The organism is Lachnospira rogosae (ex Hitch et al. 2025) (assembly GCF_040096455.1).
Classification (GTDB): Bacteria; Bacillota; Clostridia; order Lachnospirales; family Lachnospiraceae; genus Lachnospira; species Lachnospira rogosae.
On record NZ_JBBMER010000005.1, the window covers coordinates 46,251 to 64,129 of the forward strand.

Annotated in this window: 14 protein-coding genes; 3 read left to right on the forward strand and 11 right to left on the reverse strand. The window is 35.9% G+C overall.

The annotated features are described in order from the left end of the window. Window positions 1–2 precede the first annotated feature (2 nt). The 9 genes from WMO14_RS07960 to WMO14_RS08000 form a co-directional block, all read right to left on the reverse strand. On the reverse strand, window positions 3–1,181 hold the full coding sequence (locus WMO14_RS07960; protein WP_022502965.1) for a glycosyltransferase family 4 protein: 1,179 nt from the start codon (window positions 1,179–1,181) through the stop codon (window positions 3–5). A gap of 5 nt (window positions 1,182–1,186) precedes the next feature. Further along, window positions 1,187–2,266: a glycosyltransferase gene (locus WMO14_RS07965; RefSeq protein ID WP_022502966.1), complete on the reverse strand. Its 1,080-nt coding sequence runs from the start codon at window positions 2,264–2,266 to the stop codon at window positions 1,187–1,189. A 1-nt stretch (window position 2,267) separates the two neighbouring features. After that, window positions 2,268–2,678 (reverse strand): hypothetical protein, encoded by a 411-nt coding sequence (locus WMO14_RS07970; protein WP_022502967.1) that lies wholly within the window; start codon window positions 2,676–2,678, stop codon window positions 2,268–2,270. A gap of 46 nt (window positions 2,679–2,724) precedes the next feature. Next, on the reverse strand, window positions 2,725–4,308 hold the full coding sequence (locus WMO14_RS07975; RefSeq protein WP_022502968.1) for an MBOAT family O-acyltransferase: 1,584 nt from the start codon (window positions 4,306–4,308) through the stop codon (window positions 2,725–2,727). Next, window positions 4,309–5,376: a hypothetical protein gene (locus WMO14_RS07980; protein WP_022502969.1), complete on the reverse strand. Its 1,068-nt coding sequence runs from the start codon at window positions 5,374–5,376 to the stop codon at window positions 4,309–4,311. It lies immediately after the preceding gene. A gap of 21 nt (window positions 5,377–5,397) precedes the next feature. Beyond that, entirely contained in the window at window positions 5,398–6,672 is a 1,275-nt protein-coding gene (locus tag WMO14_RS07985; protein ID WP_022502970.1) for an ABC transporter ATP-binding protein, read from the reverse strand. 48 nt (window positions 6,673–6,720) lie between these two features. Beyond that, window positions 6,721–7,512: an ABC transporter permease gene (locus WMO14_RS07990; protein ID WP_022502971.1), complete on the reverse strand. Its 792-nt coding sequence runs from the start codon at window positions 7,510–7,512 to the stop codon at window positions 6,721–6,723. 80 nt (window positions 7,513–7,592) lie between these two features. Beyond that, window positions 7,593–8,882: a glycosyltransferase family 4 protein gene (locus tag WMO14_RS07995; RefSeq protein ID WP_022502972.1), complete on the reverse strand. Its 1,290-nt coding sequence runs from the start codon at window positions 8,880–8,882 to the stop codon at window positions 7,593–7,595. A 133-nt stretch (window positions 8,883–9,015) separates the two neighbouring features. Next, window positions 9,016–10,260 (reverse strand): MerR family transcriptional regulator, encoded by a 1,245-nt coding sequence (locus WMO14_RS08000; protein ID WP_022502973.1) that lies wholly within the window; start codon window positions 10,258–10,260, stop codon window positions 9,016–9,018. Between the two features lie 354 nt (window positions 10,261–10,614). Here WMO14_RS08000 and rfbA point away from each other — a divergent pair, with 354 nt between their 5' ends. The 3 genes from rfbA to rfbC all read left to right on the forward strand — a co-directional run bounded on the left by rfbA (window position 10,615) and on the right by rfbC (window position 13,304). Further along, window positions 10,615–11,514: a glucose-1-phosphate thymidylyltransferase RfbA gene (rfbA, locus tag WMO14_RS08005; RefSeq protein WP_349153615.1), complete on the forward strand. Its 900-nt coding sequence runs from the start codon at window positions 10,615–10,617 to the stop codon at window positions 11,512–11,514. 77 nt (window positions 11,515–11,591) lie between these two features. Then, entirely contained in the window at window positions 11,592–12,611 is a 1,020-nt protein-coding gene (gene rfbB, locus WMO14_RS08010) for a dTDP-glucose 4,6-dehydratase (protein WP_022502975.1), read from the forward strand. Window positions 12,612–12,698: 87 nt separating this feature from the next. Further along, window positions 12,699–13,304, forward strand: coding sequence for a dTDP-4-dehydrorhamnose 3,5-epimerase (gene rfbC / locus WMO14_RS08015; RefSeq protein WP_022502976.1), 606 nt, complete (start codon window positions 12,699–12,701; stop codon window positions 13,302–13,304). Window positions 13,305–13,356: 52 nt separating this feature from the next. Here rfbC and WMO14_RS08020 read toward each other — a convergent pair whose 3' ends face one another. Both WMO14_RS08020 and WMO14_RS08025 read right to left on the reverse strand, forming a co-directional pair. Next, a complete protein-coding gene (locus WMO14_RS08020) occupies window positions 13,357–16,143 on the reverse strand; it encodes a glycosyl hydrolase family 95 catalytic domain-containing protein (RefSeq protein WP_349153616.1) in 2,787 nt (928 codons plus the stop codon). Between the two features lie 45 nt (window positions 16,144–16,188). Then, a complete protein-coding gene (locus WMO14_RS08025) occupies window positions 16,189–17,808 on the reverse strand; it encodes a glycoside hydrolase family 43 protein (protein ID WP_349153617.1) in 1,620 nt (539 codons plus the stop codon). Window positions 17,809–17,879 lie beyond the last annotated feature (71 nt).

The window sequence follows — 17,879 nt, forward strand, 5'->3', positions numbered from 1 at the left end:
TTCTAACTTTCAAAAAAATCAAGAAATCTCTTAACAATTACATCCCATTTGAAATTATCTAATACAAACTGACGTCCTGTCTTACCCATAGTCTCAGCAATTACAGGATTGTCCATATAATAATTAACACATCCTTCAAATTCAAAATAATCATTAAAATATAATCCTGAATTAGACTCTTTAGCGAAATTAGCTGTTACATTGCAAGCCGCATTAACAAGAACTGGTCTTTCACACAGCCAGCTTTCCATTATTACAATAGAGAAGCTTTCATTCTTTGACGGCTGGCACAGACATACCGAACCTGCACAGGCATCATATTTATCCTGTATATCAAGAAATCCCAGATCAACTACCTTATCTTTAATATCCTCTGGAATATTAATATCTCCTCCGCCTATTAAGACAAGCTTTAAGTTCTTATCAGGATTTCTTCTTGTAAATTCGCCAAAATATTTTATAAGTGTATATATATTCTTGGCTTCATCTTTACGTCCTGCATATATTATATATGGTTCATTAATATTGTATTTCTTTCTGAACCTGTCAGCATTATATTCAAAATCTGTTTCTACGCCTTCTCCTAAAAGCACCTGATTAACATTTCTTAAATCAAGCACTTTATTGGCAAGTTCCATCTCCGGTCTTGCGTGGAATATAATTCCTCTTAAATCCCTGAATGTCTCTCTATAATGTCTGAAATAAGCGTATGCCTCATCGTGCAGGCACGGAATAAGAATTGACTTAAATGGACACGCCAGTATCCCATAATAAGTTGTACCAAACATATATGGAATAAACACATATCTATGATATTCCTCACTATGCTCCCTGAGATAATCATACATATCAGGACTATTGACCATTTCCCTTATGAATATATCTTCTTCATCATAGGATATTGTCTTTCCCTGCATAACCTTGGCATTAATTCTATGAAATTCTTTCATATTGCCTTTTCTTACTTTGAATCTTCTTATTGGAATTCCATCAACTATCTCTACACCTTCCTTGAAATAATTCTCAGTCCAGTCAGCAGTAAACTCTTTTACACAGGTTGTTATTATTTCCAAATCAACATTATTGGCTTTCAAGTGGGTCACAATTCCTCTTAATTCCTGTTCTGCTCCCCCTCGTATATCCTTATGATACCATGGAACTACAAATCCAATTTTCTTCATAATGCTCAATCCTTCTTATCAATAAACTTTGACAAATACTCCTTGAACATTGCAGATATATTATCATAGCTATAATATTCAAGTCTTTCATTTTGTTCTTCTATAACATAATCCCTTAACTTCTTATCTTTAACCATCTTGTCAATGCAGGCAGCTACATACTGTGGATTATTATCATCTAATATCATACCCTTATGGTTCATAGTTTCAGGCACAGCAGCCCTGCCATAAGCAATTATTGGAACTTTGAACTTCATTGCCTCAACAATCGGAACGCAGAAGCCTTCATGCTCACTCATACATAGAAATACATCTGCTGTCTTATAATAAGCAAGTATCTGGTCAAACTTTATATGTCCTGTAAATATAACTGTTCCACCCATACCAAGCTTCTTAGTATATTCTGTAAGCCTTATATAATATGGATCATCATATCTGAACGAACCAGCCAGTATAAGACGTGACTTTTTATTATACAATCTGTTATAATAATAAAATGCTGATATAAGATTCTCCTGCTTCTTATTAGGTGCAATACGTCCTGTAAATAATATATTCACATAGTCATCAGAATATTTCTTTACAACTGATTTGTCTGGTGCTTTATCATAATCAGACATTGGTATAATAATTGGAAGTACATCAATAGGGCATTTATAACCCATATTAAGCAGATCCTTTTTATTGAATTCTGAAACAGCAAGACAATAATCGACCTTATCAGCTAATGACTTAGCACCTTTAAGACCATACTCACATATATCACTGAATCTTTCATCATTATTCTTGAAGTATTCTGGTGGTGTTATGTTATGATACACTACAATTTTACGGCAAGGATACTTAGCCACATCAAAATTCAGGCGGCTTCCTGTTGACATATGGAATATTATAATATCATCATTCGATACATCTTTTAATTCTGAAATTGCAAGTGCCGTCTTTTTATCAAGTGGTGGTACTATGCTTTCGGCATATATTCTTGTCTGATATCCCATCTGCTTGATTGCCTTTTCCATAGCTACTGTATCATTACTAACAGCATCGCCATAAGCAATAGTAGATAATAACTGAAAAATACGCATATTACTTTCCGCCCTTTAATTCTTCTATCTCTTTCTTAAGTTCAGCTATCTCTTTATCTTTTTCTTCTATATAACAGTTCATCTGGTTCATCAAACGGACAATTGAAGCATTAAATCCATCCTGAGCCATAACGATAGGTTCTACAAAGAAATATACAAGCTTTCTTATTGCCTTTTTAAAGAATACTGTTACTTTTCCACCCTGTAATGGTCTGTATGGATTAACTTCCCATTCGTGGTTGGCAACATATATATCCTCATTGAATTTTACTTTATCAAACTTATTAACATTCATTGAACCAACATCAACAATAACATCATCAAAGCTTAATAAGTCATTAGTATAACCTTTAACTTCAATCTCTTTCTTAATCTCTTTCATAATTGATTCTACATTAATCTGTTCTGACATATACTCCTCATTTCTGTGTATCTGATACACCACTTACATTTACAAGCTAGAAATTAGCATATATAAAGCCCTGTGTTGCGCCTATATATCCAAATATTAATATAACAGCTATCAACGCATAATAAGCAGCCCACCTTACCGCTAATGGCTTGGCCGCTATGCTCTCTCTTATAGCTATACCTTTTTCTTTAAGTACACTTATAATAAATACTATAATACAGCCAGCGATTATAATTATATAATCTCTTGCTTCTATTCCAAGGTCTAATAGTGAGCTGTTAAACTGTGAAAGGCTAAATCCCTGAATTGACCATCTTATCATACATAAAGCCTGACTTACACTGTCAGCCATATCAAAGTACCAGCCTATATTAACAAGTATAAATGTTCTTATAATCTGCCATAAAGTCCAGCCCCTGCTTGTTGCATTAATATGAAACTTATTAAGAAGCTTCTTGTATACAGGCTCTAAAAGATTGCTTATTGCAATAATAAAGCCATTGTAAAGTCCATATGCAATATATTTCCAGGCTGCTCCGTGCCATATACCTACGATAAAGAATATTACTATATTAGCAAAGCATATAGGAAGTGTTCTTCCAAATGTATTGCCAAAGTGCTTCTTTCCCCACTTTCCGAACTTATTCATCTTCTTAGAAAGTGACATCGGATAGAATATGTAATCCTTCATCCATGTACCAAGTGTAATATGCCATCTTCTCCAGAATTCACCTATTGACTTAGAGAAATATGGCTGCCTGAAATTCTCATCCATTGTAATTCCAAACATCTGTGCAGCACCGATAACTATATCTATTCCACCAGAGAAATCCATATATAAATCTACAGAGTACATAAGCACTGCCATAATATAATGAAATCCGCTGTATGCCTCATAATTATTAAATACATTAAGAACAAGCACTGCCGCCCTGTCTGCAATAACAACCTTCTTAAAAAGTCCCCAGCCGATTCTTTGAAGTCCATATTCTACATTCTTTAAATTGAAGCTGTGTCCACTGTAAAGCTGCTTTCCTAATCTGTCATATCTTCCAATTGGACCCTGTAAAAGCTGTGGGAAGAATGATACGAATAATCCCATCTTAAATATGTTCTTCTCACACTCATACTTTCCCTGATATACATCAATTGCATATGATACAGACTGGAATGTAAAGAACGATATTCCAAGTGGCAGTCCCATTCCAAGAAGACCTATTGGTTCTTTACCCATAAGTCCAAGTACGGAATTAATATTCTCTATTGCAAAATTACTATATTTTACAACTGCTAACATTCCAAAGTCCAAAAGAAGTATAAGGAACAACACCCATCTTTTCTTTCTTCTAAGGCTTTCTTTATAAGCCTTCTTATCTTCTCTTGAAAGTGTTTCTTTATTATCTTTTAAATATCTGTCACCTGTATTCTGTATATTTTGAAGCCAAATGCCTCCGAAATATATAGTTACAGTTGCAAATACCATAAATAAAGAAGCTTTAATACTAAATGTAAAATAATATATATAACTTAATATAAGAAGCCATATCCACTGTACATTCTTGGGAAGAACATAATAAACAACTATTCCAGCTAATAAAAATACAAAAAAGGCTACTGTTGTGAATGACATTTATTGTTCCTCCATCTCTTTATACATCTCATCAAAGGTATTATAAAAATACTTTGTTTCATCTAATGTTCCGTTAAAATGTCCTTTTAACACTTCTGCTAATACTTCTGAATATTCTTCTGCAAGTTCTCCACCCATATGACCTTCTTTATCTCCATAATCAAGATCACTTCTGTCAAGAACTGATAATCTGGCTTTGTTAAAATTATAATAAGGTACATTCTGTTCTTCAAAGAACTGTGAAAGTACATCATTAACAGTTCCCATTCCAAGCTTCTGCATAACGCTTGGTGTTATTGGTGATGTAACACATATAAGCTCAATACCATTATCATCACAGAACTTCTTTATCTGCTTGAACTTGGTTACAGCCACCTCTGAAAGACCATCATTCTCTCTGCCTACCCAGCCATCAACATAAGCATCACCACCAGGCTTAAGTCCGCTTACCTCACGATAGAAAAATCCCTTTCCAATATATGGGCCATTGGCATCTGGTACCTCTATTGAGTAGATATCCGCATCCTTATATTCCTGCGAACGCTTCTGTGAAATATTAGTCTTTACTGATGATGGAGTACAAAGATATACATTTCTCTTCGTAAATGCATTCCTAACATCAAGATTAAGCATATTCTCTGCCATATACTTCCACTTTACTGGTGATGACCAGCTAAGCTGGTTGTATATGAATGGTTCCTGAAAATATCCTTCTGCCTGAGGTTCCATCCAATACTGGTAATCCACATCAAATATAAGTGTCTTAATCTTCTTACTGCGGCACGCTTCCTGTAACACATAATAAGAATCCTTTACCATCTCACCAGGTATTGCAAGACTGAATGAATTCGTGTCGTTAACATCATCTATCTTCTGCGGGTCAATTGCACTTCTTGCATGCGATGCACCTAATACAAGTGTATCTATATCCTCATCTGAATTCTGGAAATATGTAAGCACATATCTTACATATCCTGTCTGTGCAAACGCGTAATCAAATATTGCTACCAGTACAACAAGCCCAACAATAAATCCAGCCACTCTTATCCATGGCACTGCCCTTTTCATAATTATTCTTATCTCCTCATCTTAAATGTGTAATTCCCACTTGTGTGGAATTCTTGTAACGCCAACATCTGTTATATTAGATACAACCTCAAACTTAAGAGCCTGCTTATAATAATCAACAGGTATACCCTCCCCATATTCAATAGTTATATCTACCCAGTAATTACCAGGTATAAGATTAAGATCTTCAAGTTCTACCTTATATCTTCCGTCTTTATCAATGTCAAAATTCTCTATTCTGTCTATTCTTGTATTAGTACCATAGCACCAGAGAGCATCATTTCTGAATATACCAAATCCAAATACTGCATCAGTAACTTTATTATCAACGTGATAACCAAGGTCAAGTATAACTTTCTCTCCTGTCTTGAATATTCTGCTCTCCTCGCCAGCCTCATTATACATATGAATATCTGTAAATCTTGCGTCTTCACTTCCGTATCTTGAATTAACCTTCGCACGCTCTTTCTTGATACGTTCTTCTTCTTTCTTCTTCTCCATCTGCTCACGTTCAAGCTTTGCCTGACGTAGCTGCTCTTTCTCAGCCTGTTCCATTCTCTCCTGATTCATATAGTCAAGATATTTAAGATGGACATCTTTTGGAGTTCCTTCCGCTTCTATAAGACCATTTTTTATCCATATAGAACGGTCACATATCTGCTCAATCTGACCTAATGAATGTGATACAATAACGATAGTTGTTCCCTCTGCCTTAATCTCTCTTAACTTATTGAAACACTTTGCCTGATAGTTAGCATCACCAACGGCAAGGATTTCATCAATAAGAAGAATATCAGCATCTACATTGATAGCAACTGCAAAAGCAAGTCGCATATACATTCCTGAAGAATAAGTTCTTACTGGATTATCTATGAAATCTTCAAGTTCTGAAAATGCTATAATATCATCAAGTCTTGCATCTATCTCTTTCTTGGTAAGTCCGAATATAGAAGCATTAGTATATATATTTTCTCTTCCGCTCATATCCGGGTGAAAACCTGCTCCAAGCTCTATAAGGCTTGATACTCTTCCACGCATCTCAATTGTTCCTGAGTCAGGGTATATAATCTTAGTAAGCATTTTAAGTGTTGTACTTTTACCACAGCCATTCTTACCTACTAAACCTATAGCCTCACCTCTCTTAACATTAAAGCTTATACCATTAAGAACATGTCTTTTCTCATATCTGTTGCGCTTCCAGAAAAGCATTTTTTCCTTAAGTTCGCTTCCCTTATCATAATACACTTTAAAATCTTTAGTTATATTTTTTACTTCAATTGCATTATCTTTATCCATCATAATCCTCATTTCTGCTTATATATCTAATTGTCTATACTATTCTAATTAGAATTCTTCTGCAAAACCTCTCTGAAGCTTCTTAAACAGAACTTCTCCGACAACTATAAATACAATACCTATTATTAATGCAAGAGCCAGCGAACCAAGTTCTGGAACTTGTCCATAATAAATAATCTGTCTGTATATTTTAATAATAGGTGTCATAGGATTTAAGTTAAATATTAAAATAAGCCAGTCACCAGCACCAGAATTCTCTACCATATCAACGCCATACATTACCGGTGTCATATACTGGAGTGCCATAACAAATATTCCAAGAATATACTGTAAATCCCTGAGATATACTGTAAGTGATGATACTATAAGTGCAATACCAAGACATAGTACATACTCTACAACCATAACAACAGGAAGACATAATAATGCAAGTGGATTAATACCTCTTCCTGATACAATAACAACTATAAATACAACAACAAATGTAAGTATCATATTAACAAATGCACTTGTAACTGTTGATATTGGAAGAACCTCTCTTGGGAAGTATATCTTTTTAACCATATCCTTCTCTTTTAATATACTTGCCGCACCGTCAGTTACACTTGATGAAAAGAACATCCAAGGCACAAGTGCCACGAAAAGAAACAGATAATACTGTTCATAGCTTGCCCTCATTATTATTGAGAACACAATTGTATACACAATAAGCTGTAATAAAGGGTTGACAAATGTCCAAAGAAATCCAAGAACCGAACCCTTATATCTTCCTCTTAAGTCTTTTCTTACAAGACTTATAATCATTTCCCTATATTCATATAATTCTTTAATATGTTGCATCAGAAATTTCTCCTCTATATCTAAATCCTGCATATTATAATAACAATCATTTTCTTTGTCAAACGAATAATTTAAAACCCTTAAGACTTTGAATGAATCTGTCTTAAACGCTCACTCACAATATCCGCTGAACGTTTGTATGCAAGATGTTCTCTGGCATATGCCTGTCCATTAACTACCTTGGTGTTGTAATACTCTTTGTCTTCATAGAGCCTTACCATATAATCAGCAGCTTCATCAATGTGTGCATCTGCCCACACATTGCCCTTCTTAAATACATCATAGTCCTTATCAAGTTCTATCATATCGTATCCAACCATACACGCCGTATGATCATTCATAAACTCTGTATTACCCGACCACGCCGTTGCTATAACCGGTGTTCCAAGATACATAGCCTCCGCCATTACAAGCCCGAAGCCCTCTGAGCGGTGAAGTGATACATATACATCTACGTCTTTAAGAAGAGAATTAACTTCTGTCTTATTAATCTGTCCACACATAAAGTAAATATTATCTTCTTTATCTACAATAGAGCTTATAATCTTCTCATCGTCTGCTGAAAGCTCTGACTCACTTATCTTAATTACAAGACCTACATCCTTATACTTGTTCTTAGTTGCTTCATCTTTCAGGAATGCCTGCTTAAATGCTTTAATAGCTGCCAATGGATTCTTTCTTTCCATAACACTTCCACTATTAAACATTATTAAAAACAGGAACTTGTCTTCTGGAAGATTAAAATGCTTCCTGCCATACTGTGCACTTGCAACAGGTTCTATACAATGTGGAACCGTAACCACAGGCTTGTCAGTATATTTCTTAAGTGTATTAGTAACAAAATCCGATGGTGTCCACACTTCATCGACAAGCTTAAATGCCGGAAGCCATTCCTCTGGAAATGTCTCTAATTCCCACGCCCAGTAACCTATATTATATCTGTAATCCCATACATCTTTGCCAAGGCTTAAATATGCTACCATAAACTCACTTGCATTAACATGTATTATGTTAACATCATATGGAAGCTGTGTTGTAAGCCTGCTGTCATACATATCATTGGTTCTTGAGCCTCCCGGTGGAACAAAGAAATCCCTTATAACGTGTGGCTCATTATTCTCATCAAGCAGACTGCACATAATACGTGCACTCTGTCCTAATCCATTATCCCCCTTTATATTGCCTATTATATTAGCACCTTCCTTGTATCGTCCCGGTACATACTTTTCTATAGTATCTGCCGACAGCTTTTCTGTTGCATTATTAATAATTCCCGCCTTCAGCTTACTTAGCAGTTTCATCGGAAGCACTTTTACAAGAACTGGCCTTAACGCTTCACCTGCATTTAAAAATAATTTGGATAACGCCATTGTATACCTCTATTCTTCTATAATTTAATAATCTGCCTATCATTATACTGTTATAAATAACATTCCCATTATAATAGATATTTAATCGCGTAAATTGCAATAGCTGTATAATTTTACCACATTATTAATATAATTACCATATATCTTTACATATAAATAATCCTGCATCTTTAGTAATCTTAAAAGGCTTCCTTGCAAGCTTATTTCTTATAAATGCTTTAAAATCGGAATATCTGTCAAGAAGATACTGGTTCTGGTTGCCGTGGCAGGAAAGAATATATTCAATAAGCGGCTCTGCTTTATCAACTAACAGGTGATCATTATATTTTCTGACATCTACATTATTAAAATGCTTAATCAATATATCCTCTCCATTATCCAGCCCGAATTTATCATACAGATTATCCGCAGCAAGAACAATTCTTTTATCAAACTCTGTTACAAGATCACTAATCTCTTTCATGTGCGAAGCCCCATAAGTTGCACATATAAATACTCCACCCGGTTTTAACACTCTTTTGACTTCTTTTAGAACGCTTTCTATATTATCACAGTAAAATAATACATGATTAGCAAGAACTATATCGAAATAATTATTCCTATAAGGAATATCCGCACAGTCAAATGTATTAAACTTAAATGATACAGACTGTCCTGTCTTATGTGCAGTACTATCCGCCCCATTCTCGTTAGCATATTCCGCTTCTATATTTCTTCTTGCATCATTCACCATACCATCGGATATATCGCTTAAGAACACCTGTAGCCCTGAAAGTTCTCTTACATTATTCTTATTATCAACCCACAGTCTTCCATCACCACAGCCTATCTCCAGAATACGCTGTCCGGTCTGTATATTGCTCTGTTCATATATCCAGTTAAACCAACCCTGCTTATTAACTGAATATTCTGCATGAAGATTAATTCTTGCGGTTATATTTCCAGCATTAAGATACTGTGTCTTTAAAGTGCTTTCCATATTAGTAAGATGGATAAGCGAAAGCATATTGCTCCAATCTACTGATTTGTTATTTTTAAATGTATCTATCGTGTCTTCAATCGCATTCTTTACAAGCTCCATCTGTGCTATTTTGTCCTGAATAAGCTTAAACTGCAAATTAAGCGAATTAAGAAGGATGTTATAATCTGAATCACCGATAGTCATATTTCTTATATCCTCAAGCGAAAACCCCAGATACTTAAACAACAGTATCTGCTGCAGCCTCGTAAAATCTGAATCCGTATAAAACCTTACTCCGTCCTCTGTAAGAAGTGACGGCTTTAAAATATTCTGTTTATCATAATATCTTATAGTTCTTACTGTGACATTTGCTTTCTTGGCAAACTCACCAGAAGAATAATAACCTTCTTTATGCATAACTTCCTCTTTTCTTTATGGTATATTTTACTGTAATCATACCTGAAATTCTGTTTAAAAACTTATTGCAAATCCTATTTGAAAGCTTATTTGAAATTATATTTTAAGGACTATTAAAATCCTATTTGAAGATCTGTTTGAAACCATAAAAATCATAAATAATGATAAAATTTCTTCTTGTATCACAAAAAATACTTGAAGATGACGTTACGTCACCTTTTATTATATATATATCAAAACAAAAAGCAAATATCAATTTACTAAAAAACTATAATCTGCTTAGTAAGCACTAATCTGCTAAACAGGTATTAATTTATTTAAAACACACTATTTATTAAGAAAAGAGGAATGACTATGAAAGGTATTATTCTCGCTGGTGGTTCTGGCACACGCCTTTATCCACTCACAATGGTAACAAGTAAACAGCTTCTTCCTATATACGATAAGCCTATGATATATTATCCTATGTCAGTTTTTATGACTGCTGGAATTCGTGATATTCTTATAATATCTACTCGACAGGATACACCTAGATTCAAAGAGCTTCTCGGTGACGGAAGCCAGTTCGGTGTTAATCTTTCTTATGCTGTACAGCCATCACCTGACGGACTTGCACAGGCTTTCATTATCGGTGAGGAATTCATCGGCGATGACACTGTTGCTATGGTTCTTGGCGATAACATATTCGCTGGCAACGGACTTAAGGAACGTCTTAAAAATGCTGTTAAAAACGCTGAAGAAGGCATAGGTGCTACAGTATTTGGTTACTACGTTGATGACCCTGAAAGATTTGGTATTGTAGAATTTAACGAAGCCGGCAAGGCTATATCTATAGAAGAAAAGCCAGCCAAGCCTAAGAGCAATTACTGTGTAACAGGTCTTTACTTCTATGATAACAAGGTTGTAGAGTATGCGAAGAATTTAAAGCCATCTGCAAGAGGTGAGCTTGAAATAACAGACCTTAACCGTATATATCTTGAGAACAACAACCTCAATGTAGAACTTTTAGGTCAGGGCTTTACCTGGCTTGACACTGGTACTCACGAAAGCCTTGTTGAAGCTACTAACTTCGTTAAGACAATTGAAACACATCAGCACCGTAAAATAGCCTGCCTTGAAGAGATAGCTTATCTTAACGGCTGGATAACTAAAGAGGACGTACTTAAGACTTATGAAGTCTTAAAGAAAAACCAGTACGGACAGTATTTAAAAGATGTGCTTGACGGCAAATATATTGACGTACTTCATAGCTAGAATATATTATCATTTGGTGTGTAGCGCACACTGCACCATTTTAATTATTAATATGTGCACAGAAACGAGGATTATATATGAATATTATTGTTACCGGCGGTGCCGGATTTATCGGAAGCAACTTCATTTTCCATATGTTAAAGAAATATCCAGATTACAGAATTATCTGTCTTGACTGCCTTACATATGCGGGCAATCTCTCAACACTTGCTCCTGTAATGGATAATCCTAACTTCAGATTTGTTAAGGAAAGTATCACTGACAGAGAAGCTGTATACAAGCTTTTTGAAGAAGAACACCCAGATATGGTTGTAAACTTTGCCGCCGAGTCACACGTTGACCGTTCTATCGAGAACCCGGAAGTATTCCTTGACACTAACATCAAAGGTACTGCTGTTCTTATGGATGCGTGCAGAAAGTACGGAATTAAGCGTTATCATCAGGTATCTACTGATGAAGTATACGGTGACCTTCCACTTGACAGACCTGACCTTTTCTTCACAGAGGAAACACCTATACATACATCAAGCCCATACAGCTCATCAAAAGCTGGTGCTGATCTTTTAGTATTAGCTTACCACAGAACTTATGGACTTCCTGTAACTATAAGCAGATGTTCTAACAACTACGGACCATACCACTTCCCAGAAAAGCTTATTCCTCTTATGATTGCCAATGCTCTTAATGATAAGCCACTTCCTGTATATGGTGAAGGTCTTAATGTCCGTGACTGGCTTTATGTTGAAGACCACTGCAAGGCTATTGACCTTATCATTCACAAAGGACGTGTCGGTGAAGTATACAATGTCGGTGGACATAATGAAAAGAGAAATATTGACATCGTTAAGCTTATCTGTAAAGAACTTGGCAAGCCAGAATCACTTATCGTTCACGTTGGCGACCGTAAGGGACACGATATGCGTTATGCTATCGACCCTTCTAAAATCCACAACGAACTTGGCTGGTTACCAGAAACTAAGTTTGAAGACGGCATAAAGAAGACAATCCAGTGGTATCTTGACAACAAGGAATGGTGGGAAACTATCATCTCAGGCGAATACCAGAACTACTATGAGAAAATGTATTCTAACCGATAATTAATATATTTTTATATACCACCTGACAATTTATTTTTATCTGTCAGGTGGCAGTATTTTTAGATTAATCAAAGAAAGGTAATAACTATGGGACAGATTAAAGTAACTCCTTGCGATATTGAAGGACTTTATATAATAGAACCTACTGTTCACGGCGATAACCGCGGATATTTTATGGAAACTTACAATCAGAATGATATGCACGAAGCCGGTCTTGATATGGTATTTGTTCAGGATAACCAGTCACGCTCTGTTAAGGGTGTTCTTCGTGGCTTACACTTCCAGAAAGAATTTCCTCAGGGAAAGCTTGTACGTGTAATCAAAGGAAGCGTATTTGATGTTGCTGTTGACCTTCGTGCAGGTTCTAAGACATACGGCAAATGGTTTGGCGTAGAACTTACAGAAGAGAACAAGAAGCAGTTCTATATAAGCGAAGGCTTTGCACACGGCTTCCTCGTATTAAGTGACGAAGCTGAGTTCTGCTACAAAGTAACTGACTTCTATCATCCTGGTGATGAGGGCGGTCTTGCGTGGAACGACCCAAGCATTGGCATTGAATGGCCACAGGTTACAGGCAAATATCCAGGCAGTGCTGACCCATCTGGATACAAGCTTGAAGACGGAACCCCACTTAATTTCAGCGAGAAAGATACCAAGTGGGAGACACTTGAGAATACATTCAAGTTCAAATAAAATAAAAAATGCGGAAACACTCTACTATATCGGTGTTTCCGCATTTTCACTATCAACCCATAAAGCAATACCTTTCACCCTTTTTTAACTGAACTGCAACGCATTTACTTTCATTTTCCTCACCAATATACGCCTTATTATTAAGCACAAGATTAAAGCTTGTATCCCGTAATGCAGTTAAGTCTGCTTTTACATTTCTCTTATCAACATCCCAGCTTAAATAATCAACTCTCACACCAGCACATGTTAAAAGTCCGCTTATATTTCCTGCTGGTATATTACTGCTTAATGCAGGAAGCAGTTCTACCGTGTTCTTATCCGAATACACTAGCATTTCATTAATAATTCCAGTTATTCCATATAATGTATCTGTGCAGGCGACACCCTTAGCCCTGTTCGTATTATGGTCGGTAAATAATGTTGAATAAAATATATCGCTATGCACAAGCATATTTAATATATTATACACTTCCTCTGAATTCTTAAGCCTTGCCTCAACAAGTGCCTTATGAATCCAGCCGTGTGATGCCGTGTCATCTTTTCCGGAATTCTCCTTATTACGGTTTAATATAGCCTGTCGGCAGGCGTTGGCAAGCTTATTATTATGCTGTGTCTGATATGCCGGCCATGCACAATAAAGGTGGCTTATATGCCTGTGGGCATTATTTTCCTGATACTCTTTCATAGCCCACTCTCTTATTGCACCGCTTTCATCATATTGATAATCCGGAAGCTCATTATTTAACTTTTCAGCCTTCTTAATTCTTTCCTTGTATCCTTCATTATGAAGTTCATTTTCCATATCAATATACATAGCTATAATATCTTTGGCAGCAGCTATATCCATTGAAGCATTGGCTGTTATTGCACTCTTATAGCCAAGCGGCTTATTCTCTGGTGAAAATGACGGAATTATAAGATACTTCTCACCAGTAAACAAATGTGTCTTACCCTTTTCATATCTTGCATTGCCCTCAATATCCGTATAGTATTCAGGCGTGCAGAGCTGTTCCCAGAAATTATAAGTTTTTTGAAGAAGCGGCATAAGAATATCTTTCTTTACATTAAAGACATCTTTGTTATACTGCTTTATTATCTTTTGATCAGTTGTTGTAATTGACACATCACCATAGCAGTCAACCCATTCTGCTATAGGAAGTATCATCCAGCTTGCACCCGTATTCCAATACTGGAACGGATAGTTAATGTCATACTCAACCATCATTGCCCTCTGTCCGTCAGTATTGATAGGTGCTAACAGGGCATTTTTCATTCCATATACCTTTTTAGCATTAATCTCCCAGTCTTTAAGCTGTCTTAATACGAACCAAATATACCCAACGCCAGCTTCATACATATTGCCGCTGTTGATTCCCGATACCTGAATATTAACATTAGCATCCATGGTATACGCATTACGCCACATCAGATTCCACTCTCCAACACCTGGTCCATTAAGCCTTGGTGCTGTATAGCCAGCCCCTGACATAAGCCCATATCTTGCATTATTATATATTCTTTCAAGAAGCGGAATAAGAATATCTGGAACTTCTTTCTGCTTATCTAGAAGCTCCTCATTAGCTGCCATATTATATATATTGTACCTATCTTCATTATCAGCTATTGCGCATTTACTATTGTCATCAGCTTTAGAGACATTATCATAATATTTCTTTTCTTTATCATTTTTATTAGATATACAATCAGTATTATCGTATAAATATAATGATACCCTGTTATATCTTTCAGCACTTTTAATACTATGTTCTTTGATTGCAGCATCATAGAAAATTTCTTTATTATTAAAAAACGCTTTATCAGCTGTGCCTAAACTATCATTTACCTTTGCAAAACATTTTCTAATAAGCTCTGTATCAAATATACTGCCACTCTCACATTCTGACTGGAAATCTTCAAGCCTGCCAAGCTTATCTGTCCAATCAAGATATGTTATAAGAATAATCTTGTCCGATTTATTCAATTGAATAATTGGTACTATATTATCTATACAGGTATATGCCTTGTCTGATTTATTCAATTCTATCATATTGACTATACCATCTGTAATAAATCTGGTTGCACCTGCAAACCCTCCATTTGCAAGCTCACTTCCCTCAAATGAAGGATAATGTGCCACAACACCAACTATATCATCTTTAACAAAACGCGAATACTTCATTCCTCTCTCTGATGTTGCCTGTTTATTCTTATCCATACCAAACTTATGCATTGCCTCAAAATCATCAACTGAAATATTAACGATAAAATCCTTCGCTCCTGTAATCTCTGTAATAACAACATCATCAGTCAAGGATGCAAAAGTTCTTTTAGTTATAGTTCTTCCATCTGCCTTATATTTAACAACAATCTCAGACCTGTTAAAATCTGTATATCGTTCATAATCCGTAATATTTATATCATCATTTCGTGTCATATGAGGGTGTTTTGCAGCTTCTGATATTAATGCGTTAGTATCTGTTATATCAGCACTCCTGCATAATTCCACCCTGAGCTGGTGTCCTGGATGATGACAATACATATTGGTACGTTCTCTGTTGTGTATATCCCAGGTATCGTCCATATTAATAACTGACTGCCTTGCCTCATCCAGCTGTCCTTCAACCTCTAAAGGCACATATCTTGGCTCTTCTGACGGCATAATATACTCAACATTCTGGAATATAAAGCTGTCATTTAAAGGTGCACACGATGTAATTACACCTATGTGGCCATCTGCCGCTGACATACCATCGTGCCACGCAACATCATACATACCATATTCCTCATAGGGTTTAATTTCTTTATATATTTTTGAATATGACCAGTTATTATCTCCCATAATTACCCTCATTTCTGTATACATTAATCTACAAACATAATTATATTATAATGTATAATTCTCATCAGGATTGATTAAAAGCTTTACCCCTATATTAAATACACCATCTCCATTTTCTGCAAATAGCGAGAACAATGTACCCGTAAATGTCATTGTCCGCGTACCCTCTGTGCTAAGTCCGGCATTAAGTCCTGAACCTATCTGCCTGTATGCCACCCTTGCACCAAGATTAGCAGTGTCAGCTATTGCATAAGAAAATGTATACTTTTCCCTGTCTGTATCTATTTTTATCAAAAGCTTTGAATTCAAATCTTCATTATTAATGGGAATTCTTTCAAGCTCAACACCCATATCGTGTATATGTTTATAAAATCCTATATACCTGCCATTATCATCATTACCTATGTATATCTCATAGTGATAATCGTTATTGTAATATGCCGCAACGCCACATCTTTTTGCATTACATCTGGCTATATCAAGACATGCATATAAAGTTGTCGTGAATTCCGGCTGTTTAAATGACACAATTGTTGGCGATTTGCCAGCCGTGTTAAGTGTTATATCTGTTCCCTTAAGTGTAAGCACAGCATTTTTATTATCATATATATACTTTGACGTATCAGGATTTCTTGTATATTGAAGCCTTTTATCAAGCAATTCATCTGTAAAATCTATATCCACACTGTGGTCTGCGTACAGAATTGGCTGTCCGGACTGCTTATCAATACGGATATTGGCAGAACTCTCTTCACAATCAAGTCCAGGCAGTGGTGCATCCATTACAAGCTCAATTGTTCCATTGCCATTATAGCCAACAACTGGCCAGCCATTTTCCCACTTTACTGGTGCAAGAAATGTTTCTCTTCCAAGATTATGAAGCAAAGCATGGCTGAATCTTCTTATTCCAAGAAACACAAGCCACCAGTTGCCATTCTCATCCTCTAATAAATCCGCATGTCCTGTCGCCTGAATCTCTGATTTCTTATATTCCTTATGCGATATAACAGGATTATCCGGACAAGCCTCATATGGGCCATATACATTATGCGAACGCTGGATTGTTTCACGATGTGCATATTCCGTTCCGCCTTCTGCTATCATAAGATAATACCAGCCATCCTTCTTATAAATATGTGGACCTTCCGGACACTGTCCACCACAACCTTCACTTATAAGCTTCTTCTCAGATAATATCGCACCTGTAAGCGGATTTATCTCAAATGCAACAATTCCACGTACACCATCAATTATTCCCGTTGAACAATAATAACATTTGTCATCATCATCAAAGAATAATGACGGGTCAATTCCCCCCTGGTCAATCCACGCTGGCTCAGACCATTCGCTGTTAATATCTTCTGTATGAACAACAAAATTACCTTTATCAGTAACATTTGTTGTTATCATATAAAACATACCTTTATGATATCGTATCGTTGGTGCATATATTCCTCCCGAATTACGACAGTCCTCAAGTTCTAACTGTGAACGCCTGTCCAGACAATATCCTGTAAGCTCCCAGTTAACCAAATTCTTACTATGATATACAGGCACTCCTGGGAAGAATTCAAATGTGGAATTCACAATATAATAATCACTTCCTACACGGCATATGCTTGGATCAGGATTATATCCCGGAATAATTGGATTTTTAAATAACATATGGCACCTCCGACTTTTATAAACTTATTTTATAAATGTATATTATAATTATTATTGTATTATTTCAAGGT

What these genes read in the sequence shown, in the direction of transcription:
- WMO14_RS08025 (WP_349153617.1), bottom strand. Translation starts at nt 17,808, where the DNA reads ATGTTATTTAAAAATCCAATTATTCCGGGATATAATCCTGATCCAAGC.
- WMO14_RS07960 (WP_022502965.1), bottom strand. Translation starts at nt 1,181, where the DNA reads ATGAAGAAAATTGGATTTGTAGTTCCATGGTATCATAAGGATATACGA.
- rfbB (WP_022502975.1), top strand. Translation starts at nt 11,592, where the DNA reads ATGAATATTATTGTTACCGGCGGTGCCGGATTTATCGGAAGCAACTTC.
- WMO14_RS07990 (WP_022502971.1), bottom strand. Translation starts at nt 7,512, where the DNA reads ATGCAACATATTAAAGAATTATATGAATATAGGGAAATGATTATAAGT.
- WMO14_RS07985 (WP_022502970.1), bottom strand. Translation starts at nt 6,672, where the DNA reads ATGGATAAAGATAATGCAATTGAAGTAAAAAATATAACTAAAGATTTT.
- WMO14_RS07965 (WP_022502966.1), bottom strand. Translation starts at nt 2,266, where the DNA reads ATGCGTATTTTTCAGTTATTATCTACTATTGCTTATGGCGATGCTGTT.
- WMO14_RS07980 (WP_022502969.1), bottom strand. Translation starts at nt 5,376, where the DNA reads ATGAAAAGGGCAGTGCCATGGATAAGAGTGGCTGGATTTATTGTTGGG.
- WMO14_RS07995 (WP_022502972.1), bottom strand. Translation starts at nt 8,882, where the DNA reads ATGGCGTTATCCAAATTATTTTTAAATGCAGGTGAAGCGTTAAGGCCA.
- WMO14_RS08000 (WP_022502973.1), bottom strand. Translation starts at nt 10,260, where the DNA reads ATGCATAAAGAAGGTTATTATTCTTCTGGTGAGTTTGCCAAGAAAGCA.
- rfbC (WP_022502976.1), top strand. Translation starts at nt 12,699, where the DNA reads ATGGGACAGATTAAAGTAACTCCTTGCGATATTGAAGGACTTTATATA.
- WMO14_RS08020 (WP_349153616.1), bottom strand. Translation starts at nt 16,143, where the DNA reads ATGGGAGATAATAACTGGTCATATTCAAAAATATATAAAGAAATTAAA.
- WMO14_RS07970 (WP_022502967.1), bottom strand. Translation starts at nt 2,678, where the DNA reads ATGTCAGAACAGATTAATGTAGAATCAATTATGAAAGAGATTAAGAAA.
- rfbA (WP_349153615.1), top strand. Translation starts at nt 10,615, where the DNA reads ATGAAAGGTATTATTCTCGCTGGTGGTTCTGGCACACGCCTTTATCCA.
- WMO14_RS07975 (WP_022502968.1), bottom strand. Translation starts at nt 4,308, where the DNA reads ATGTCATTCACAACAGTAGCCTTTTTTGTATTTTTATTAGCTGGAATA.